The 22,669-nt window shown below is 36.6% G+C and carries 15 protein-coding genes; 5 read left to right on the top strand and 10 right to left on the bottom strand.

Annotation, left to right across the window (positions count from 1 at the left end):
- Window positions 1-185 precede the first annotated feature (185 nt).
- Window positions 186-2,438 carry a TonB-dependent receptor gene (locus AAC601_RS10205; RefSeq protein WP_340153183.1) on the bottom strand — a complete coding sequence of 751 codons (2,253 nt, stop codon included), beginning with the start codon at window positions 2,436-2,438 and terminating at the stop codon, window positions 186-188.
- A 150-nt stretch (window positions 2,439-2,588) separates the two neighbouring features.
- Between AAC601_RS10205 and AAC601_RS10200 the strand changes: the two genes are divergently transcribed.
- The 4 genes from AAC601_RS10200 (at window position 2,589) to AAC601_RS10185 (ending at window position 6,030) form a co-directional block, all read left to right on the top strand.
- Window positions 2,589-3,392, top strand: a complete 804-nt coding sequence (locus AAC601_RS10200) for a transporter (protein ID WP_340153182.1) — start codon at window positions 2,589-2,591, stop codon at window positions 3,390-3,392.
- Window positions 3,389-4,012, top strand: coding sequence for a ribonuclease HII (locus AAC601_RS10195; protein ID WP_340153181.1), 624 nt, complete (start codon window positions 3,389-3,391; stop codon window positions 4,010-4,012). Before AAC601_RS10200 ends, AAC601_RS10195 begins: the two co-directional genes overlap by 4 nt.
- A gap of 3 nt (window positions 4,013-4,015) precedes the next feature.
- The gene (locus tag AAC601_RS10190) at window positions 4,016-4,942 is read left to right on the top strand and encodes a carbon-nitrogen hydrolase family protein (protein WP_340153180.1); all 927 of its coding nucleotides are present in this window, start codon (window positions 4,016-4,018) and stop codon (window positions 4,940-4,942) included.
- A 200-nt stretch (window positions 4,943-5,142) separates the two neighbouring features.
- Complete coding sequence (locus AAC601_RS10185) at window positions 5,143-6,030, top strand: DMT family transporter (protein WP_340153179.1); 888 nt, start codon at window positions 5,143-5,145, stop codon at window positions 6,028-6,030.
- Window positions 6,031-6,050: 20 nt separating this feature from the next.
- Here AAC601_RS10185 and pyrE read toward each other — a convergent pair whose 3' ends face one another.
- The 7 genes from pyrE to AAC601_RS10150 all read right to left on the bottom strand — a co-directional run bounded on the left by pyrE (window position 6,051) and on the right by AAC601_RS10150 (window position 13,806).
- The gene (pyrE, locus tag AAC601_RS10180) at window positions 6,051-6,704 is read right to left on the bottom strand and encodes an orotate phosphoribosyltransferase (protein WP_303270100.1); all 654 of its coding nucleotides are present in this window, start codon (window positions 6,702-6,704) and stop codon (window positions 6,051-6,053) included.
- A gap of 63 nt (window positions 6,705-6,767) precedes the next feature.
- Window positions 6,768-8,693, bottom strand: coding sequence for an ATP-dependent DNA helicase RecQ (locus tag AAC601_RS10175; RefSeq protein WP_303270101.1), 1,926 nt, complete (start codon window positions 8,691-8,693; stop codon window positions 6,768-6,770).
- A 34-nt stretch (window positions 8,694-8,727) separates the two neighbouring features.
- Window positions 8,728-9,501 carry an enoyl-CoA hydratase-related protein gene (locus AAC601_RS10170; RefSeq protein WP_303270102.1) on the bottom strand — a complete coding sequence of 258 codons (774 nt, stop codon included), beginning with the start codon at window positions 9,499-9,501 and terminating at the stop codon, window positions 8,728-8,730.
- A 3-nt stretch (window positions 9,502-9,504) separates the two neighbouring features.
- On the bottom strand, window positions 9,505-11,622 hold the full coding sequence (locus tag AAC601_RS10165) for a ComEC/Rec2 family competence protein (protein WP_303270104.1): 2,118 nt from the start codon (window positions 11,620-11,622) through the stop codon (window positions 9,505-9,507).
- 202 nt (window positions 11,623-11,824) lie between these two features.
- The gene (locus AAC601_RS10160) at window positions 11,825-12,208 is read right to left on the bottom strand and encodes a MerC domain-containing protein (protein WP_303270105.1); all 384 of its coding nucleotides are present in this window, start codon (window positions 12,206-12,208) and stop codon (window positions 11,825-11,827) included.
- 189 nt (window positions 12,209-12,397) lie between these two features.
- Window positions 12,398-12,838, bottom strand: a complete 441-nt coding sequence (locus AAC601_RS10155) for a GNAT family N-acetyltransferase (RefSeq protein WP_340153178.1) — start codon at window positions 12,836-12,838, stop codon at window positions 12,398-12,400.
- Window positions 12,835-13,806, bottom strand: coding sequence for a PhoH family protein (locus tag AAC601_RS10150; RefSeq protein WP_303270107.1), 972 nt, complete (start codon window positions 13,804-13,806; stop codon window positions 12,835-12,837). The genes AAC601_RS10155 and AAC601_RS10150 overlap by 4 nt, the downstream gene beginning before the upstream one ends.
- Window positions 13,807-13,898: 92 nt before the next feature.
- On the opposite strand from AAC601_RS10150, the gene AAC601_RS10145 reads away from it, so the two are divergent.
- A complete protein-coding gene (locus AAC601_RS10145) occupies window positions 13,899-14,681 on the top strand; it encodes an SAM-dependent chlorinase/fluorinase (protein ID WP_303270108.1) in 783 nt (260 codons plus the stop codon).
- Between the two features lie 249 nt (window positions 14,682-14,930).
- Here AAC601_RS10145 and AAC601_RS10140 read toward each other — a convergent pair whose 3' ends face one another.
- Complete coding sequence (locus tag AAC601_RS10140) at window positions 14,931-17,225, bottom strand: acyl-CoA dehydrogenase (RefSeq protein ID WP_303270109.1); 2,295 nt, start codon at window positions 17,223-17,225, stop codon at window positions 14,931-14,933.
- A 612-nt stretch (window positions 17,226-17,837) separates the two neighbouring features.
- A complete protein-coding gene (locus AAC601_RS10135) occupies window positions 17,838-22,577 on the bottom strand; it encodes a tetratricopeptide repeat protein (protein WP_340153177.1) in 4,740 nt (1,579 codons plus the stop codon).
- Between the last annotated feature and the right edge of the window lie 92 nt (window positions 22,578-22,669).

Raw genomic sequence — 22,669 nt, 5'->3', positions numbered from 1 at the left:
AATTTAAAAATTTTGTAAATCTTTATAAAACAAAACCTTATACTTACCATTTTTTAGGAATGCACTGCTGCACTTGATGATGAAAATAGTGATATTTATTTTCGTTTATACACACTATTTAAGAAATTTAATAATTGCTCAGCAAGCTTAAAAAACATTCAAATGAATGTACTTTTAACAAAGAATTAATAAATAGACCAATCGAATCCTAAGAAAAAATTCCTTCCCATCAAATTTCCATAATTATATGCAGTATCAAAATATTCCCCAAAGCCAAGTGCCACTGTCTCATCTTGTGTACCGCCCAAAGGCGATATCTCTTGTACATTGTCAAACAAGTTTCGAACTCCTACAAAGACTTCAACTCTTTTGAATTCCTTCCTAAATTTAAGATTATGCTGTGCAAAACTAGGGGAGAGATTAGCTCTAGTGCTTACAATTTCACCCAAGGCGTTCACCTCATAGATGTCAGGCATGGCTGTTGGTCCATTCCAATTAAGACTGTAATTCAATTTAATATCTAACGGAAAGTTATACTCTAATGACCCTACTGCAGACCAATCTCGTGAATAAATTATGGGCATTTCTTCCAACTTGCCATCTACATTTGTTTCAGCTTGACGAGCATTTTGCCATTGTGCACCTAAATTCAGATAAAGATTTGCTCCTACCTGATGATTAATGTTTGCGCTTAACCCTCTCGTGTAGGCATAGGCTTCGGAATTCTGATAAATAATAAAACCGGGAGTCTCATAATCAGGGATTATTTTATTAGTGAAATAGGTGTAAAAACCGTCAATTTCAATACTCCCTTGTTGATTCCCAAATGTATAGACATGTTGAAAACCAAGCCCAACATTAAAAGATCGTTCCGGATTCAAATCCTCTTCAATTAACAATTCTCGCTGACCAGAAACAAATGCATGATCTTCGGTGAAAAGGTTCACAATTCTAAATCCTGTCCCACTGTTGAATCGAAAGTTAGTCCATTCACTTAATTGGTACTGAATATTTAAGCGCGGAGAAAATATTAATCCATGGCGATTATAATAGTCTAATCGAGCACCCGATAAGGCTTTCCAATCTTTATTGATTTTCCATTCATCCTGAATAAAAACACCAGGAATAATCTGAACATCTGCTTGATTGTCGGACACGTTTTCCGTTGCAGCCGAATTATCATCATAATAGGTAACTCTCTGACTAAAGCCTGATAAAAGATTATGATTACCTAATTCATGTTCATAAATAAAATTAGCAAAAGCCTGATGCTGTTCGGCCTCATAGAAAGTATCGCCATAATAACTATCCTGCCAATGTTGGCTAGCCGAGAATTGTAATCTAAAAGGACTATTTACAAATCTTTTATCGCCAAACAATTCCCAGCGATGGGTATAAATACTTTCTCCATAAATCTGATCACTACCTCTTAATTCTTTATAATTCTTGTCTTTTACATATTCCAAAACCCCATTTCTTCTATCTTCAAAGTAATACTTGCCGCCAATAGAAAACTGCTTACTTTCATTTTCTGAAAAATTGAAGGCTGAAAATCGATCTCTCAAAACTACATCTGAAAACAAATCCCCATTTTGATCTACAAATTGATTGGCCATATCCCAATGCATCCCAGAAAAACTCTTCCACTTTTTCTTCCCATGCTGAGCGATCAGATTTCCTTTCCATTCTCCGAGTTGTGAGAAACTGGAATTAAGACTTAATATATTTTCTTTTGCGTGTGGAGTAATAATATTAATAACTCCTGCCATGGCTTCTGAACCATAAAGTGTAGAGCCTGGCCCTCTGACCACTTCCACTTTTTCCATCATGTCAGTTGGTATGCTGTTCAAACCATAAACTGTGGCCAAATTACCATATATTGGAATCCCATTGATTAAAAGCGAGGTGTAAGCACCCTCCAAACCATTAATACTGATTTCATTGGTATAACATACTCCACAAGCTACATTTTCTTGAATACCATTAATCATAGAGATGCTTTCCATCAAATTTCCAGAACCTTGTGAGAAATCATTCAAAAAACCAGCCCGGAAAACTTCTACTTTTACTGGGGAATTCCTCAAACTTCTGGCTTGTAATTGTCCGCTGACCACTACTTCATTCAAGCCCAATTTATCCGGAATAAGTTGAATAATATGAGTTTCAGACAAATTATAATTTTCTAAAGTTACCTCCTGCTTTTGGTATCCAACATGAGAAACCCATATATGCTTCGTACCTTCTTTGATTTTCAAAGAAAACTCCCCAACATCGTTGGCGGTAGTTCCATATCCACTGTCTTGAGCAAGCGCAGTGGCAAAAGGAAGAAACTTTCCATTTTCATCGGTAACAACAGCTTTAAATATTTGAGCCTTAGAAATATGCACAACCGACAAAAACAATAGAACCTGTACAACTATCAGTAATACGCTTCTCATGATTATATTTTTAGATTAATCTAAATTTATTTTAATGCAAATATATTAATTATAATTAGATTACTAAATTTATTTAAATTGGTTTTTCGAAAAAATCAAGATTATCAACTATTAAAATTTTGTTAACTTGCAAATCTTAACCAACAACTCATGAGATATATTTACCTCTTTACTTTGTCGTTTTTCACATTTAATGCGCTGGCTCAAGAAGACAGTATTCAAATTGGGACCGACAGACCTGGATTTTCAGAATATCCGCAAAGTATTCCTAAAGGGTATTTCCAAATAGAGGCCGGCTTCTCTTTTGACAGTGAAACGGTGAACCCGAGCGACAGAGTACAAATCATTAATTGGAACAATACTTTGGTTAAGTATGGATTAATGAAAGGCATGGAGCTAAGGTTAGGACAAACCTATCAAAGTGAAAGATTACTAGAGGGAGGTCAAAGCCCACAGTTTGTTTGGCAGAGTTTCTCCGGACCTGTGGTAGTGGGTACTAAAATAAACTTATGGAAGGAATCTGGTTTTATACCCCAAACAGCCGTAGTGGCAGAGTACGGATTCAACACACTTGCCCCAGAAACATTCCAAAGAAATAGTTTCTATAGAATTCAATTGACTTCGAAATACCAACTGAATCCAGCATGGTATTTAATGGGAAATTTCGGCTTTGATAAACGTTTCAATGACTTTGGACGGCTTCGGTTTACCGTCAATTCGGGCTATAGTTTAACCGATAAATTATCCGTCTATGCAGAAATCTACGGATTTAGATCTGAAGCTCGAACCCCATTAAATTACTTTGACGGTGGATTTACCTACTTAATAAATCCGAAGTTCCAATTGGATCTGCACGCTGGATTTGACTTAGTTCAACAAACCAATAATTTGGTCGAATATCAGCAAAGCTTTGTTGCCATGGGTCTGGCTTATTTATTTAAAATTCAAAAATGAGTTTAAAAGCTTACTTTAATAAAAAGAATGCCTTTGAAGCAGGCTGTGATGAAGTCGGGAGAGGATGCTTAGCAGGACCGGTAGTGGCATCTGCAGTGATATTGCCGCAAAATTTCACTCATCCATACCTTACTGATTCCAAGCAACTAAGCTCAAAAAAGAGAGGAGAATTAGTAAATATCATTAAGGAAAAATCGATTGCATGGGCAGTTGCAGAATGTAGCCCTGAAGAAATTGATGAAGTCAATATCTTAAATGCCTCATTCTGGGCTATGCACAAAGCCATAGATCGATTAACACAAAAACCTGATTTCCTCTTGATAGATGGAAATCGATTTACTCCTTACCAAGAAATTTCACATGAATGCATTATAAAGGGAGACAGCAAATATTTTTGCATAGCGGCAGCCTCTATTTTAGCAAAAGAGTATCGAGATAACCTCATGCGAGAATTATCGGATATTTATCCTCAATACGGTTGGGAACGAAATGTGGGTTACCCCACCAAGCAACATAGAGAAGGAATAAAAGCATATGGAATCACAGAACATCATCGGAAGTCCTTTCAGCTTTTGCCGAGGCAGTTGGAGATTTTCGGCATGATTAATAAATCATCTTAAAGAATGAAAAAATTCAAAGTTGGCTGCGTACAAGCCACTCCTTCCCTATTTGATAAATCCAAGACATTGGATATTGTATTTAAATGGATTCAAAAAGCAGCAAAGGAGAATGTTAAATTACTAGTCTTTCCTGAAAGCTTCATTCCTGCCTATCCGGCAGGTTTAGGTTTTGGGACAGTAGTGGGTAGCAGAACTGAAGCAGGTCGCGAGCAATTCAGGGAATACTGGGAGAATAGTGTAGAAATTGGAGCAGAAGAAACTCAACAGTTAGCCAAATGGGCTAAAGAGCATGATATGTATATCACTATAGGTGTAACTGAAAAAGACTCGATAAGTAAAACCTTGTACTGCACCATACTATACTTTTCTGCAAAAGGTGAATTAATGGGAAAACATCGAAAACTAAAACCCACTGCAGCAGAACGATTGGTTTGGGGAGAGGGCGATGGAACAACCCTTAGTACTTATGATACGAAAATTGGAAAACTAGGCGGTTTGATTTGTTGGGAAAACTACATGCCACTAGCCAGAGTGGCAATGTATCAAAAAGGTGTAGAAATCTATGTTGCACCAACTGCTGATTCTCGAGATAGCTGGAATAGCAGTTTAATTCATATTGCTTGCGAAGGCAGATGTTATGTAATAGGATCTAATCAATTTATTCGAAAAAGTGATTATCCTGAACATCTGCAAAAACAATTGGCTGAAGATCGACCTGAAATATTATCAAGGGGTGGTAGTGTAATAATTTCTCCATTAGGTAAAGTATTGGCAGGCCCGCTATACAATGAGGAAGGATTATTGACTGCAGAAATCGACCATGATGAAATCATCCGCGCAAAAATGGATTTTGATGTGATTGGTCATTATGCTCGGAATGATGTTTTTGGGTTTGATGTGAATGGTCAGCCGGATATGAAGAAAGATTGAATGATAGAATATGAGTCTAAGCGAGACGCTTAGACTAGTTTGCAAGATAGGTAATTAACTACTCTGGTATAATCCAAGTGAGACGCTTGGACTATATTTATATCTTTTGACTAATCAAGTATTCAAAACTTATATTTCCACTTTCACACCTCATATTTCCAAAAAATCATCATTTTTGCAATCCGAAAAAATTAGATAGAATGTTAAGAGGAGCGATATTAGTATTTTTAGGTGCTTGTAGTTTTGGGGTTTTAACCACCTTGGTAAAGATTTCATATAAGGAAGGATTCACTCTAGCAGAGGTTACTGGAGCACAAGTATTTTTTGGTGCAGTAATTCTCTGGTTAATTTTAGCAGGTAGAGCACTTTTTCAAAATATTAATTTCAAATTCAGCTGGAAAAATAGCTGGAAAGTATTGCTTACTGGAATTAGTACGGGCTTGGTCAGTTTATGCTACTATAAATCAATACAAGAGTTGCCCGCTTCAATTGGCATTCTTCTACTAATGCAGTTCACATGGATTAGTCTTTTATTGGAAATCATAATCCACCGGAAATTCCCGACACGAATGCAATGGATCTCCGTAATCTTTATTCTCTTTGGCACCTACTTGGCAGGAAATGTTTATAGTTTAGATAATATCCCTTTTAGTTTGGAGGGTATTGGTTACGGATTTCTAGCGGGATTTTTCTACGCAGTATTTATCTGGGCAAATGGAAGAGTAGGCAATGCTTTGATTCCTGTTCAGAAAAGTGCCATGATGATCACGGGAGCTTGTCTTTTCATCTTCATTATTTTTCCTCCTGAGTTTTTATGGAACGGTAGTCTATCAGCAGGATTATGGTCGTGGGGTTTGATTTTCGCTTTCTTTGGAACTGTTATTCCTCCACTTTTCTATGCTTATGGTATCCCTTCTACCGGAGTAGGGCTAAGCAGTATTTTAAGTTCCGCAGAATTACCCGTGGCCGTGTTTTTTTCAAGCTGGCTTTTAGCAGAAGAGGTAACCGCTTTGCAATGGGTAGGAGTTGCTACTATTCTTTTTGCCATAGTAGTTGCGAATATTAAGAAGGCTAAAAGCCCTCTTTAATTCCCATAAAGGGGGCTGCCTCAGTGGGCTGGATTCCATCCCGAAGGATTATCCTTCCATTCTTTCAAAGTATCTAATTCGTCATTTTGAATCAATTTCTTGGACAGAGCTTCTTCCAATAAATGCGGATAATCGGACAGACAAACTAATTTAATATTGGCCTTTTCAAAATTCCCTACTGCTACATCGAAGCCATAAGTGAAAATTGCTGCCATCCCTAAAATTTCTGCTCCCGCTGCGTGCAAAGCCTCTGCTGCCTTAATAGAACTACCGCCCGTTGAAACCAGATCTTCAACAAGCACCACCTTTTGTCCTTTTTCTAATTTACCTTCAACCAAATTTTCCATACCATGACCTTTTGGTTTTGAACGAACATACATAAAAGGAAGATCCAAAGACTCTGCAACTAAAACACCCTGTGGAATACCAGCAGTGGCTACACCGGCTATAGCTTCTGCCTCAGGAAATTTCGACCTGATTACGTCAGCCAAATAATGTTTGATTATGCTTCGGGTTTCCGGAAAAGACAATGCTAATCTGTTATCACAATAAATAGGGGATTTCCAACCTGAAGCCCATGTAAATGGTTTAGTAGGTCTGATTTGGATAGCTCCAACATCTAATAACTCAATAGCAATGGCACGTGCAATTTCTGATTTAGCGATGGTAATCATGAAAAAAAGTGATTTAGAATTTATGCGAATTTAGGGGTTTTATTCGCAAGGTTGAAATTAATTTTAATATTTGGAATCAATTTTATCAACTAATGTCAACATCCCCATTTTATCAATTTTCAATTTGCCTTCGTCATCAAGTTTTCTGACAGCCGATATCACTTTTTCTTTGGAATAGCCTTCAATGTTTTCTGCAAGTCGCTCCATATTCAGATGGGAATCTTCTAAGATATTTAAAATCTTCAACTCTAAATCCTTCTCAAAACTACTAGATTTTTTCTTATTGATACAAACATCACAAAAACCACAAGGCTCCGACTTAAACTCACCAAAATACTGCAGTAATTTGAGCGTACGGCACACGACATCATTTTCTACATAATTCTTTACAGCTATCAGTTTTTGATGCTTATTCTTTTTGCGTTCTTCCAATCGCTTTTTGTCGAGAGGCAATTTATTGGCATCATGGCGCGCTTCCAAAAATGTTAATTGCGGAGAGTCAGATTTAGGCGAATAATCAATTACTCCTTCTTTATCTAAATATTTCAATTGCTTTACAACTTCTTGCGGACTCATCTCAGCCAATTTCGCTATCTGCAACTCGTTTATAAAAATCACTTGTTGATACAAATCACCACCATAAATTCTTAAAACCGTCTTAATTATTTTTTCAAATTTGGCATTTGCGATTTCATAAGAATACAAATCCTTGAAGTCTAAATTAATATGCAAACCCGATGGCCGATAAAAGTACTCGTTCATTTGAATGAAGCCTTCTTCCTCTAATACTTTCAAAGCATGAAAAACAGGAAATACCTCATATCTGTAGTGTTGACAAAAATCCTGAATTTCAAAATCAAAACTTTGCATTTCACCAGAACCAATCGCTATTTTAAAGTAATTAGCCAGCGATTGATATAGTTTTTTCAGGAATTCGAATTCGGGATGAGCGATCTCATGCTTCTCCTCCATTTCCTTAAAATCTTGCACATGGTAAAGGGCAACAGCAAAAGCGGGTTTTTCGTCACGCCCTGCCCTTCCAGCTTCTTGATAGTAGGACTCTAAATTATCTGGTATTTCCCAGTGAATTACTGTGCGAACATCAGGTTTATCAATTCCCATACCAAATGCATTTGTAGCAACAATAATTCGAGTCTTATCTGTCAACCATGCATCCTGCTTGGCATTTCTGTCGGCCTGAGAAAGTCCTGCATGATAGAAATCTGCCGAAAACCCGTTCTTTTTCAAGAGTTCGGCTAATTCCTTTGTACGTCTTCTGTTACGGGCATAAACAACTGACGTACCTCCTATTTTTCTCAGAATTTCAAAAAGCTTGGCTTCCTTATTTTCAACCTTTCTCACTGAATAGGATAGATTACCACGGGCAAAACTCTTTTGAAAAAGCTTCCCATTCTTGAAATTCAGTTTTTCCTGGATATCAATTTTAACATCTTCAGTGGCCGTGGCAGTTAAGGCAATACAAGTTACTTTGGGAAACAACTCCCTGAAATTAGCAATCTCCAAGTATGGAGGACGGAAATCATATCCCCATTGGGAAATACAGTGCGCCTCATCTATTGCTAGAAGGTTAAGATTCATTTTCTTGGCTCGTTCCAGAAATAAATCAGTTTTCAATCTTTCGGGTGAAACATACAAAAATTTATAGGCTCCATGAGCGGCATTATCAAGTAGGATATCAATTTCTCGGGAAGTCATTCCTGAATAAACTGCTGCTGCAGGAATTTTTCGTTTCTTTAATTGCTCTACTTGATCTTTCATCAGGGCAATCAAAGGTGAAATCACCAAACATAAGCCCTCACTCATTAAAGCCGGGACTTGAAAGCAAATAGACTTTCCCCCACCGGTAGGTAATAAAGCCAATGTATCATTCCCTGTAGTTACGGAGTTGATAATATCCTCCTGCATACTACGGAAGGCAGCATAGCCCCAGTACTTTTGAAGGATATCAATGGCTTTTATATTTTGCATAGAATATTGAACCGCTATTTATTAAGTCTGTAAATTACCAACTAGGAGTTTTCTTGTTCAAAAAAGCGGCTATCCCTTTCTTACAATCTTCCGAAGCCCTTGCCTTAGCATTTTGCTCCGCAGCATACTGCAAACCCTCCTCTAACCCTTTTTCTTGAACTTCCGCTATCATTTGCTTGGTAAAGGCCATAGATTGACCTGAATTGTTTTGGATTAATTGTTGGGCAAAATCATAAACAGTTCCTGAAAGCTTTTCAGCTTCAACCACTTCATTGACCAAGCCCATTTTTAGAGCATCTTTGGCTTCATACAATTTCCCGGAAAGAAGTAATTCTTTAGATTTCCCTTCTCCTATTTTTCTTAATAAAAATACTTTTACGATGGCTGGAATGAAACCTATTTTCACTTCTGTGTAACCAAATTTAGCATGTGGTACTGTGTAAGAGAAATCACAAACGGTAGCTAATCCGCAGCCCCCTGCTAATGCATGACCCTGAATTTCGGCTATCACTACTTTGGGGTAAGTATAAATCTCATAGAAAAGCTCCTTTAAATGATTGGAATCCTCTAAGTTCTCTTCAAAAGTATTGCCTTGCAGACCTTGAATGTAAGCCAAATCAGCACCTGCACAGAAAGCCTTTCCCTCAGCTCTCAACACGATCACTTTTGCGCTATCATCTTCCTTCAACTGTGCAAAAGCATCCTTCAGTTCACCCACAAAATCGTAACTCAAAGCATTCCTTTTTTCAGGTCGGTTTAAGGTGATGTAACCAATTCTGTCTTTAATTTCAATTTTCGTTAATTCCATAGTTTATAATTTCCATTCAAAAGCACCTTCTTCCGGCACTATGTAATAATCTAAATTTTCCTCCTCAAATTTAGCTTTAAAGTTTTGAATGTTATAATAAGAATTGGATGCATCTAATACAATTTTCTGGGCATTGAAATATTTTTGGAGTTTCGAAGGGTTTCTTAAAGCGTCATTACTTAGAATTAATAAATCAACGTCCAAAGGCTCCTTCAATATCACATTTTTATTTATTTTCTGATGCCAATGGACAATTTTTTGACCGTTCCAGACAGAAACTTCTAACTCTTGAAAATCTTCAAAAATCTCATTCTGATTTTCAGCTTCAAATCGGTCAGGATGAAAATCGGCTATTCCTGCTTGCAGTTGACTAGGGTAAACATGGAATCGAAGTTTATTCTTATCTTGTGCTAGGCTATCTTCTACCTTCAAATATTGAGTAAATCCATTTCTGATTGCTAATGCATGATGCTTTCCGGTGTCATATACGATCAATTTTTTGGCATTGAAGTTTTCATATTGACGCCAACAAATACTAGCACTCATTAAAAACAAACTTAAGACAGTCAATTTTAAATAGTTTAGCTTCTTCTCAGAAATGAATAAGGCAATAAACAAAATACTAATGTAAATCAGCCAGCTTTCAGGAGTAGTAATAAAAACACCATCTATTGTACTATTAGGAAGATAATCAAGCTTAAAAACCAAATAATTTATTAACTGTATAAAATGATCAATCAGAAAACCTATCCCTTCTGCTGCCCATTCCCAAAATGATATCAATAGTAGAAGTAAGCTACTATTTAGAATTACAAAAGCTGACGGGATTACCACCAAGTTTGATAAAAAGAAATAAGTAGGGAATTGGTGAAAATAAAGCAAGGCCAATGGAGCAGTTGCCAATTGCGCTGCAATAGAAACACAAGTGATTGCCCAGATTTTATCCCATAAAACATATTTAAATTGTAAAAGGCTATAGAGTTTTGGCTGAAAGAAAACGATACCTAAAACAGCCAGATAAGACAGTTGAAATCCAACAGAGAACAATAGAAAGGGATTGATACTCAACAAAACAAAAGCCGAAGCAGCCAGAGTATTATATATATTTGTCTGTCTTCGTAAAGCCTGAGCCAAAATTATAAAACTAAACATCATGGCTGCTCTTTGAACTGAAGGCGATAGACCTGTTATAAAAGCATAAGCCCACAACACCGACATACTGATTACGGCAAAATATATTCTACCTCCCCTCCTATTCCGCCATCTTTTTAGTAGCGTAGAAACAATCAAAAAAATGATACCAACGTGCAATCCACTTACTGCCAAAACGTGCATTGCACCAGCCGCTGCATAAGCATTTCTTAAGTCATTATCTAGTTCATCTTTTATCCCTAAGGTTAAGGCTTTGGCAATGGCTAATGATCGCTCAGTATGAATGTTATCATTCATAATTTCTTCCAAATACTGTCCAGTTTCGATGGATGCTGCCATAATTAGATTACCTTTCCCTTTTCCAATCTTCAGCCATTTTCCAGATGTGATATATTGTTGATGATAAACCTGATCAAAGCCCAAAAATCGCTTATAATTAAATTCTAATGGGTTCTTTGGTGTTTCTAATTCGTTTATGCGTGATTTTATTAGTAATTGATCACCATATTTTAACACCTTCGATAAACTATCCTTTTGGAAGTAAATCATAGCGTTTCCCCTATTGTTTCGCCAGTCTCCATTTATTAAAACCTGCTGAATTTCGACTTTAAAACCGTAAGTTTTTTCGGTGCTTTTACCTGCACTGACTAGTATAGCCTCAAAAGCTTGTATTTGTGCTGATTCGATAGTGAGCAAATGGGTCTCGTCATGTTTTTCAGATTGCCAGTAAGCATTAAGATAGCCAAATGAAAAGCAAATCAGGAAAGCTAATAAAGCAAAAGAAATAGATTGAAAAGTAGGAAACTGATAACCCCTAAAAAACTGAGCAGTTATATATATAACGACTATCGCACCAAATAAAAGAAGTACAATTTCAAAAATAGCTGGTAAAAAAGTCCCTGCAACTATTCCTCCAGACATGAATAGCACAAAACGGATGAAGGCGTATCTGTTCCAGGCTTGATGCATGGAAATAAAAGTAAAAAAATATCAATAAAGAAAAAAAGGGGGAGTAAAAAGCTGTGATATAATGTCTAACTAAAATATTACAAAATCATGAGTCGTTGTTATTAATATTGAGCTAACTCATTGGACTTTTTACCTTCCACCTTTCGAAATAACTTTTTATCTAAATCGTAAAAACTATTATTTAAATTTTACCACCTAGTGATTACTTAATGACCAGGGCCCAATTAATTGCATGGGCTGTGGCAATAAACGAAGCACCTGAAACCGTTAAAATGACTTCATCTATTGAAAACAATCCTGACTGACCAAATCCTATGAAAACAAAACCTACGCCAAGTAAAATTAGTGGAGAATACTTTCCATGATGACGTTTAAATGCAGGCAAAAAAGAAACCAACGCTAAAAACAAACTAAGTATAATGACTGAATACTCAATCCAAGGATTAGCCAAAAAATGTAGGCTTGTCAGTGTTGAAAGGCTTAACAACAAAGGCAAGGCCGCACAATGAATGGCACATACTATGGAGGCCATCATACCCAAGGCGTCAATAGGTATTCTTACTGTATTCTTATTTGAAGTTTTCATTTGTATCTGCACTTTTGAAAATTAACAATGTTATTAACGCAATTCTATTGCAAATATAGATACAGATATTTTAAACGCAACTTGTTTGCGTTAAAATTTTTAACAAAACTTAATGATAATAATGCTACCGCATTTATAGTAAGACTGTTGACTTTGATTGGGTTTATCCTCTGGTGATTCCTTGGTGTTTCAACTATTAACCATTTCCATCTGATAATGCATAATATTACATTCCTCGAATTGCTCACCTACTTTTTCAAAACCAAAGCGCGAGTAAAGGGAAACTGCAGGAAGCTGAGCATGCATATACATTTTTTTACCTATCGAATCGGGCGATTCCTTAATGTTGTCAATAATTGCTTTTACTAATGCTTGTCCCACGCCCCTGCCTCTGTGCGATTTGAGAACTGCAAAGCGCTCCAGTTTCATCCCGTTTTCCGTAAATCGCCATCTTGCAGTACCGCAAGGCTTGCCATCTTCATCAGTAGCTATAAAGTGTGTAGAAATTTCTTCAAACTCATCATATTCCTCCTCTCGAGCCACTTTTTGCTCTTTAACAAAAACTTCCTCTCGAATACTAAATATTTGTTTTAACTCTTCTTTATCTTCTACTACTTTTACTGTAATCATTTGTGGTCTTTTTCTATCAGAACGTCATTTTTGTCGTAAGCCTCGATGATTTGCTTCACCAATTTATGTCTCACCACATCTTCACCTTTTAAATGTACAATTCCTATTCCCTTGATATCTTTTAATATTTGTGTGGACTCTATCAAACCTGATTTTTGCTTTTTTGGCAAATCAACCTGACTCATATCACCTGTGATAATGGCTTTGGAATTTGGCCCCATTCTGGTCAAGAACATCTTGATCTGCATAGGAGTAGTATTCTGGGCCTCATCTAATAAGATAAAAGCATTGTGTAAGGTCCTACCTCTCATGTAGGCTAATGGAGCAATTTCTATCACTCTATTTTCTTGGTAGTACTTTAATTTTTCCGCTGGAACCATATCGTCCAATGCATCATAAATCGGTCTTAGGTATGGATCGATCTTTTCTTTTAAATCCCCAGGTAAGAATCCTAAATTTTCACCCGCCTCTACAGCAGGACGCGTAATAATGATTTTGCGGACCTCTTTATTCTTTAAAGCTTGAACCGCCATGGCAACTGAAACATAAGTCTTTCCAGTTCCAGCAGGGCCTATTGCAAAAACCAAATCATTTTTTCGTACAGCCTGGACCAATTTTATTTGATTAGGAGTTTTTGCTTTTATCGCATAACCTTTCGTACCAAAAACTAAGGTTTCATCCGCATTAACATCAAGCTTCCTTTGGCTTTCTTCATGTTCCTCATTCAAGTAAGTTTTGACACTATCTTCTGTTATTTTCCCAAATTTGTGATAGTGGGTAACCAATGAATGTACAATCTGATTGATGCGAATAATTTCGGGTGTACTCCCTTGTATTCTAATTTCATTCCCTCTTGAGATAATTTTTGATTTAGGAAAAGCAGAAGAAAGTTCGTTAATATTCCGATTTTCTACTCCCAAAAAATCCACAAGGGATACATTTTCTAAAGTGATAACTTTTTCTACCAAATGATTTTCTTATTTATGTTCTCTCAATGTGTTAGTACTGAAAATTATGTAGTTTTGTTTTTAACAAATTTAACAATAATTCGACTTTTTGTATGCCTTTGATCACTTTTCTATCAGATTTCGGTTGGCGCGACCATTATGTGGCAGCGGTGAAAGCCAAAATACTGGGTGAAGATTCTAGTCTTCAAGTGATTGACATATCTCACAACATCACCAAGCACGATATCATTCATGCTGCACATGTACTAAAGTCCGTTTATCAAGATTTTCCGGAAGGTAGCGTTCATCTAGTAGCAGTCAATTCCCGTTCTGAACCAAATGAAGCAATGATCGCTGTTGAAATTAAAAAGCGTTTCTTCTTAGGTAGCAATAATGGATTGCTTAGTATTATAAGAGATAAACATCCCGATAAAATTGTGAAAATTGCGTCAACAGATGACTTAAAAGGTAATTTTCCAGCTAAGGATATTTTGGCTCCTGCCGCTGTTAAAATTTTACAATCCAAAAATCTTGACGGAACTGGCGAAGAAATGGAAGTGGATGATTTTAAAAGATATATTGTACCAAAGGTAAAAGCTACCAGGGAGATTATTCAAGGTCATGTAGTACATATTGATGATTATGGAAACCTGATTACTGATATTCAGAAGTACGACTACGATATTTTAAGTAAAGGAAAATCCGTTCAAATAAAATTTAGAAATTATTCTCTCACAGGAGTTCAAGAGCATTATCACGAAAGCCAAGGAGGCGAAGCTTTTGCCATTTTTAATGATCAAGGCGTTTTAGAAATTGGTATCAAACAAGGAAATGCATCAGAATTACTGGGAATGGAATATAACAGTATGGTAAGCGTTAAGTTTGGGGAGTACTAGCCCCTAGCCCCCAAAAGGGGGATTTGACCTCACATTTTAGACCCGCAAAACTTGATCATTGACATTTCAACACAGCACGAGTTAGAAACTTGCGTTGGCTTTGGGGGGAATGTCGGACATTTTCAATTTTGGACATTGGGATTTAAAAAAGCGCTTGTCAGCAAAAGTGTCCGACATTTTCAATGGCATACATTTTTGTATCATATAAAAAAACAACAGAATTTCTGTGCGAAGTTCCTCCTTCGGGGGTTAGGGGGCTGCAATAGGTGCAGCGAGCAAATTATCAGGGATACCGAAAGCATCAGTTAGTGCTACTGCATCCTGTCGAATGTCCCAGCATAATTGATTCACCATTTTTCGAATGGCTTTCGTTTTTACTCCTTCCATATAGCCTTGCTCCAAATACCAGCCCTTATTTTGCTCTATGGTATGTAAAGCGTATAATTGACATAATTGCTTTAACGCTTTTTTACAGGCAGCATTTTGAGTGGTTTCCACCGCCAATTGAAATCTTTCCAGTACTTTTCTTTCAATGTACGACTGCCCAACATTTACCAAATGATGTTGAGCCACATTCACAGCATCGAATGAATCCATTCCAACATCAACCAATTTTTTTATTCGCTGACCGGCTGAAGCAACGATGGCCCTTTCTCTGTATTTGAACGCATTGATATGGAAATCAAAATCTAGCAGATGGGTTTCATCTGTACTTCTGACTACAATCGGATTTTTTTCAGTGAAGGATGTTTTAGCCTGATTACTCAGATAGTTAAAAATGGTGATGAAATTCATATCCCCCATTTCCCTTTTAAATTCAGTCAATCTACTTTTAGCAACCAACTGCATCAGTACGGTATTATCACCTTCAAAAGTGGTGTAAACATCCGTGTCGTTTTTCAGATCGTCAATTCTGTTTTCCGATAGATATCCTTTACCCCCACAAGCTTCTCGGCATTCTTGCAAACTAGCAGTTGTGAACCAAGTCCCATAAGCTTTCATTCCTGCGGCCAATGCTTCAATTTCTTGTCCTTCCTCTTGCGTTCTAGTTAAAAAACGATTGGTTAAATATTTTAAAGCGAAATGAAGCGCATAACTTTTTGCCAATAATGGCATCAATCTTCTTTGATGCATTCTATAATTTAAGATGGGCACCTCTTCTCCTCCCTCAGGACCAAATTGCCTTCGGTTATTTCCGTAACGAATCGCGATGGTCAATCCTGATTTAGCAGCTGAAAGGCCTGAACGAGGTATCCCAATCCTACCACCTACCAAGGTTCCCAGCATAGTGAAGAACCTTTTATTATCACTGGAAATTGAGCTTTGAAATTTGCCTTCTTCATCTACAGACGCAAATTGATCCAACATATCAGCTTTAGGAATCTCAACTTTATTGAAAGCTATCAAACCGTTATCTACTCCATTCAGCCCCATTTTATATCCACAGTCTTCAATTTCAACACCAGGATGCATTTCTCCTTTTTTATCCCTTAGTGGAACCACGAAAGCATTTACTCCGAAATCATCTCCGTCAATAATCAATTTGGCAAATACGGTTGCTTTTTGACCATGTAGAGCTGCATTTCCAATATACTCCTTTCGTGCATTTTGATGAGGGGTATGTATAGTAAAAGTTTGATTCTGATGGTTATATGTGGCAGTAGTTTCTATCCCTCGTACATTGGAACCGTGATTGGTTTCCGTCATAGCAAAGCATCCCGGAAGTTCCAAAGTACCAATATCTTTCAAATATTTTTGATGATGTTTTTCGGTACCCAAGAAGTATATGCTCATGCCCCAAAGCCCGAATTGCACGCCAAATTTGATGACCATGCTCAAATCATGATAACTCAATGTTTCCATGATGGTGAAATAGCCCTCCATATCAGCTCTCCCACCAAATTCTCTTGGAAAGGCCCATGATCCATAACCTTCCTTAGCCAACAATTTGCACCACTCTAATACTTGTTGTCTTTGATCTGCTATTTTTTCGTGATGATGATAGGCAAAATCAGCTTTTGCTAATGTTTCCTTTACTTTTTGAATCAATTCTATTTTGGATCCATCCAGCACTTCTTGCATTAGTTTTGGATCAAAAGAAGATTTGGATTGCTGTTCAGAAGTAATAGTAGAATGGCTGTCCTCAAATCGATAGGCCGCTTCATTGAATATTAGACCCAATTCCTTTTCGGTATTTTGGAATGCTTTTTTATTCTGTTCAGAGATTTTTAATTCATTCCCATTTTGATGAGCAAGAACCAACTGCATTCCTAGAGTAGTCAAATTCTTTAGATTACGAGGCTTAATAAACTGAATCTGATTTTTCCAGCTCTTTAGTTCTTGGGCTGAAGGCTTTTGATTAGGATTAAGATTTTGCTCCAATAATTCGACCTCAGCTTTTTCCAGCCATAATTGAGATTTAATCAATTTCTTCATGATTTGAATATCAGCCTCGCTTAGATTAAAATCTTCCCATAATGTGAAATAGAAAGGAAGAAATATGTAAAGGTTAGGATTTTTGGACAATAAATCAGATTGCAGCATGAGCTTAAAATTTAAATTAAATTCATACTAATAACGTTATGGATAGGGCATAGTTTAAAAGTAGCAAGTCTGAGAATAGAAGTGAGAAGCAGGGAGTTTCAAAAAACGGCCTGACTGCCTTTTGACTTCAAGATTCTACTTAAGTCAGCAGGGAGTCAGGCCAGCAATTGTTTAAAACACTCAATCTACAATACAAAATATTGTTTATTAACCTGTAGCGTTTCCGACCGATCTACATTAATCAAACTGACTTCTCTTCAATTTATACTGCTTAACCCCATAGTTGATGATCAATAAAACTATAAAAATAAAAGAAATTAAAAGGATATAGGGTGTAACAAATCCAATATTATACCCTACTATTTTTCCGAATTCATAAGCTGAAGAACTCTGAAAATTGTATAGAATGGAAAAAATGAAAACGGCTAAATACGCTAATCCAATAAAACTGAATAAAGATTTGAGAAATTTTTTAAAACTAAGGTTAATCATTTTGTCAATTTGAGGTTCAACATTCAAATAAATTTAAAATTGTAAACTTTTACATACTATTCATGTTGAAATTTGATTTTTAAAATCTTAAGTTACCCAAAACTAGACTTTAGTATTCATTTACTCACAATACTGCCTTATGTAATAGTTAACGCTTTCCTCTCCCATATTTTTAGCTCTACTCCAATCTTCACAGGCTTTTATATCATCTTCTAACTGATAGTAAATATTCCCTCTTAATTTATAGAATGAAGCGTCCTCAGAATTAAGTTCAATAGCTTTATTCAAATCTTTTAAGGCCGGTTGATAATTCTCCAGCACAGTCTTAACATTCCCTCTGTAATAGTAGGCTGAAGCATCCTCAGGATTTAACTGCACCACTTTATCATAATCTTCTAATGCACCTTCCCAATTTTCTGTTTCCTCTCGCAAAATGGCTCTATTGTAGTAAGCATCTGTATTTTCTGGTTGTAGAGTAATAGCTTTAGAGTAGTCTTCCGCGGCAAAGCGAACATCTCCTAGATATAGAAAACATTGAGCTCGGTACAAATAAATACTTGGATTAGAAGGATCTACCTCTGCTGCTCGATTCAAATCATCCAATGCTGCTTGATAATCCTCCAGTTCCAAATAAGACCTTCCTCTTTTGAAATATGAATCCGACTTGATCACTTCGCCTTGAATCGCCCTCTCAAAATAGGAAATAGCTCCTACCCAATCCTCTAAAGCATAGTAGGATTCAGCTTTGATATAAAATGCATTGGGATTCCCCTCACCTAAATCCTCTAGCTTATCTACATCCTCAATTACTCCGGCATAATTTTCTTGCTCAAATCTAGCTGAAGCTCTGTTTTCATAAGCCCTACCATATTCACTGTCAGTCTGTATAGCTTTATCGTAATCTTCAACTGCTTCTTCCAATTTTCCCGTAAGTTGCTTCGCTTTTCCCCGGTTATTAAAATATACTGCCTCCACAATTCCTCCCTTGATAGCAGTATTATAATCGCTTATGGCACCAGATAGATCGTCTAATCGGAATTTGGTATTTCCACGCAAAGCATAAGCCTCAAAATTTTCCTTGTCTGAAGCAATGGATGTGTTGAAATCTCCCAAAGCTTCCTTCCAATTATCTAAAGCATAATGAGTTTTCGCTCTTAAGAAATAGAGTTGTTGTGCTTTACTTCCATATTCGTCAGCTTTAACAAAATCAGACAATGCCATTTCATATTCTTCCTTTTGGAAATTGATTTCCCCTCTATGGAAATAAGTTTCTGGATGCTTATCTCCAAAAGTAACTGCTTGATTTAAATCGTAATAAGCATTATCTAATTCACCTAGTTTATAATAGGCATTTCCTCTCCCGTAAAAAACATCTGAAGACTGATTTCCTGTTTGAAAAGCTTGTGTCATCATTTCAATAGTTTGTGGGTAGTTTTCTAAATTGAAGTAGCACAATCCTAACCTCACAAAAGTATCGTTGTCCGTTTGTCCCAATTCAGTGGCTTTATCAAAATCATTTAGGGCTTTCTGATACGCTTCCATTTGGAAATAAGCATTTCCTCTGTTTAAAATGGCTTGTCCATAATTTTGATCCACTGCAAGGGATTTATCATAGTCCAGAATAGCTTCTTCAAACTGTTCTAATTTTGCCTTTGCTTTTCCTCTGTTATTAAAAATTACCTCGTCCCTTTGCCCTAAGCCTATTGCTTCATCATATGATTTTATGGCATCATTAAACCTGTCTTCTCTGAACAGAGTATTCGCATAATGATAATGTGTTTTGGGGTTTTGAGTCCCTGACGCAATTGCTCTCTGTAAAAATTGAGCAGCTTCTTCATATTTCTTTCCTTCATAGAGCGAATTTCCTAAATTCTCAATCACGGACTTCTCAGTCACTCCTTTGTCCACTGCTTTAATCAATTGCTCAGCCGCCTGTCTAAAATTATCTGTTTTGAAGAAAGCATTCCCCATCTTGGCAAATAAATCGCCTTCACTTATCCCGCCCTCTTCAGCTTTTTGAAAATCACTTATCGCTTGCCTATATTCTTCTTTTTCGTATAAAATACTACCCTTGAAATAAAACAGTTCAGGATTTTGAACTCCTCCACCGATTGCCAATTGCATACTTTGTAAAGCCTTATCTGCTTGCTGAGTCTTGTAATAAGCTAAACCCAACATTTCTGCAACTTCAGGACTCTTCTTCTCAGTTTTTTCTAAATCCGAAATTGCTGCAGCATAATTTTCCTGTTGATAATATGCCGTACCTCTATTCAATAAAGCTTGGTCATAATTGGGATTTTGAGCTAAAGCCAAACCATAATCTGTGATAGCTTCGGAAACCTTGTCCTGCAGAAATTTTGCTTTCCCCCTATTATTATAAATGATCGCATCTTTTGCTCCTAAATTAACAGCTTTATCATAGGAGCTAACTGCATTTAGTAAATTCTGTTGACGAAAATAAAGATCTCCAAGCGTCACATAAACATCGATGGATTTGCTTCCCGTTCCCGATGCCTTCTCTAAATCCGAAATAGCAGACTCAGCAGATTTTAATTCGTTATGAGCCAACCCTCTTTTTTCATAAAGAATTAGCGAATTCTCTCCTTGTTCTTCAGCTTTTCTTAGTGCATCTACCGCACTTTTGAAATTCCCTAGTTCAAATTGTGACTGTCCTAATGCAAAAAATACAGATTGATTAGTAATTCCTCCCTGAATAGCAGAATTCAAAGCTCTTGATGCCTCCTGATAATTCTCAAGCATAAAATAAGATTGCCCGATTAATTCGTAATTTTCTGTCGACCCATCGCCTGCTTGTATAGCTTGTTTTAAATTGCCTACAGCTGAATTGAAATCACCTTTCTGGAAATAAGCTTTACCCAATGCCGAATATAGGCCTGCTTCTTTTAATCCACCTTCCTCAGCTTTTTGTAGTGAAGAAATCGCTTGATCCCATTTTTTATCAACAATTGCTAAATACCCCTGATATAAATAAATCCTGTTTCCTTTAGCGCCAGCTGAAAGTGCCCGTTCAATATTGATTTTAGCTTCTTGAGTACTACCTGATTCGTACAAAAGAATAGCATATTGTTGGAATACTTCAGGTGATTTTGCTCCGGCTGCAATGGCTTTTTTGAAATAAGAAATTGCGCCTTCGCTTCTACTTAATTGTTGACTTGCTTTTGCAGCATTTATGAAAAGACTGCTATCCTTGATCTCAAATGAAATCGCTCTTTCTAAATTCTGTAGCGCCTCCTCATAGGTGCCTTTTTCAAACTGTGCTGTTCCAAGCAGTTGGAATATTTTGCCGTCATTCGCACCTCTTTGCACTGCAGCATTGAAATCGGCAATTGCTTTGTCATTATTTCCCTCTCTTAAGTGAGCAGTTCCTCTTTTTCTGTAAACTTCAGCTTCGTTTTTTCCCGAATTGATGGCTTTGTCAAAATTCACTATAGCCGATGAATAATTCTCGGAATTATAGTAAGCTTCCCCTAACTGAAGAAAAATATCTGAAGTATTTGAACCTTGCTGTACGGCTTTTTCAAAATCTTTTATCGCATTTCCCCAAGCTTCAGTCTTATAGTAAGCAGCTCCACGATTCTCCAAAGCCGTTTGATAGTTTGCTTTTAAAGCCAATGAGGTGGTATAATCTTCAATAGCTGCTTCATACTTATCCGTTAAAAATTTTGCTTTCCCTCTATTATTAAAGAGCACTTCTGATCCAAACCCTAATTTTTCAGATTGATCATAAGCGACAATAGCTTTTGCAAAGTCATTATTTTTAAAGTGGGCATTACCCAAATAATAGCTGACTTGTGGATCTTTAGACCCCAACTCAACTGCTTTCGCTAAATCTGGTATAGCTTGATTGATTTGTTCTAATTCATAATGACTAATTCCTTTATAAGCATGCCATTTTGCTGCATCTACCTTTTGATCTTGCGCCTGTGAAAAATCATTAATAGCTTCTGTGTACTTCTTTTGCTCAAAATAGGCAAAAGCCCTAATGGAATAGGCTCTCGGATTAGAGTTTATTTTAAATGCATTGGTTAAATCACTTATGGTCTTATCATAATTCCCAGCTTCAAAAGCAGCAAACCCAGCCATTTTCCATGCAAAATCATCTCTAGGATTATCATTGGCAAATTGTTCAAATGCACTTGATGATTTTGACCATTCTTTATTCGAATATGCATTTAAGGCAGAAAATAAATTGGTAGTTGAATTAATTTTTTGGGAGAAGTTGGAAAAACCGTTCGTGATTGAATTAGCTTTTCCCAATCTACTTAAATCCACAATGACCGCTCCGTTAACGCCTTCGGCTTTATCTAAAATTATCCCTTCAATACTATTACCAGAAACCACAACAGCCCCTGTAGCGGACTTACTCAGATTATCAGGTATTACAGCAAAGTATCCATAGCCCTCAATTTCAGAGGATTTAGAAATCTTGGCATCCTTACTTTCTGTTTTTTGTATACCAGTAGCATGTATAAATTTTATTGAACCGCCTTCCTTGAATTTTCCATTGGTAATATTTGCTTTTTGAAATTTGGTGCTCAAGTTATTATCAACTGCAAATTTCACTAAACCAGTGGCAGGATCATGAGCATTGAATGTAGAAATATTATGTATTGTGCTATCCTGAGTAAAAACCTTTGCACTTGTAGCCCCAATAAACAAATTCTGATGCGTGGCTCCTGTTCCCTGTCCATCTAAAATGATAGCCGTTCCTTTTTGTAAGGGTTGGCCAGCATTATCATAAGTCTGTACGAAATACAAACTTTTCTCTGCTTGAGAAAAGGAAGCAAATGAGCCGAACGAAAAAATTATTACGAATATAATTTTATAAATTTTTATCATAAATCAATGATTTAAAAAGATTGACGAAAATTATTGAATTTTTGGCGCTTATGGAAGAAAATAACCGCTTTAGTTATTCATCTTGGTAAAAG

Origin of the sequence: uncultured Marivirga sp. (genome assembly GCF_963974845.1) — a bacterium.
Lineage (GTDB): Bacteria > Bacteroidota > Bacteroidia > Cytophagales > Cyclobacteriaceae > Marivirga > Marivirga harenae.
The sequence above is the reverse complement of the archived record's forward strand: the minus strand, read 5'-3'. Positions and strand labels throughout refer to the sequence as shown.

Coding starts and splice junctions, on each gene's coding strand:
- AAC601_RS10205 (WP_340153183.1), bottom strand. CDS start 2,438: ATGAGAAGCGTATTACTGATAGTTGTACAGGTTCTATTGTTTTTGTCG.
- AAC601_RS10200 (WP_340153182.1), top strand. CDS start 2,589: ATGAGATATATTTACCTCTTTACTTTGTCGTTTTTCACATTTAATGCG.
- AAC601_RS10195 (WP_340153181.1), top strand. CDS start 3,389: ATGAGTTTAAAAGCTTACTTTAATAAAAAGAATGCCTTTGAAGCAGGC.
- AAC601_RS10190 (WP_340153180.1), top strand. CDS start 4,016: ATGAAAAAATTCAAAGTTGGCTGCGTACAAGCCACTCCTTCCCTATTT.
- AAC601_RS10185 (WP_340153179.1), top strand. CDS start 5,143: ATGTTAAGAGGAGCGATATTAGTATTTTTAGGTGCTTGTAGTTTTGGG.
- pyrE (WP_303270100.1), bottom strand. CDS start 6,704: ATGATTACCATCGCTAAATCAGAAATTGCACGTGCCATTGCTATTGAG.
- AAC601_RS10175 (WP_303270101.1), bottom strand. CDS start 8,693: ATGCAAAATATAAAAGCCATTGATATCCTTCAAAAGTACTGGGGCTAT.
- AAC601_RS10170 (WP_303270102.1), bottom strand. CDS start 9,501: ATGGAATTAACGAAAATTGAAATTAAAGACAGAATTGGTTACATCACC.
- AAC601_RS10165 (WP_303270104.1), bottom strand. CDS start 11,622: ATGCATCAAGCCTGGAACAGATACGCCTTCATCCGTTTTGTGCTATTC.
- AAC601_RS10160 (WP_303270105.1), bottom strand. CDS start 12,208: ATGAAAACTTCAAATAAGAATACAGTAAGAATACCTATTGACGCCTTG.
- AAC601_RS10155 (WP_340153178.1), bottom strand. CDS start 12,838: ATGATTACAGTAAAAGTAGTAGAAGATAAAGAAGAGTTAAAACAAATA.
- AAC601_RS10145 (WP_303270108.1), top strand. CDS start 13,899: ATGCCTTTGATCACTTTTCTATCAGATTTCGGTTGGCGCGACCATTAT.
- AAC601_RS10140 (WP_303270109.1), bottom strand. CDS start 17,225: ATGCTGCAATCTGATTTATTGTCCAAAAATCCTAACCTTTACATATTT.
- AAC601_RS10135 (WP_340153177.1), bottom strand. CDS start 22,577: ATGATAAAAATTTATAAAATTATATTCGTAATAATTTTTTCGTTCGGC.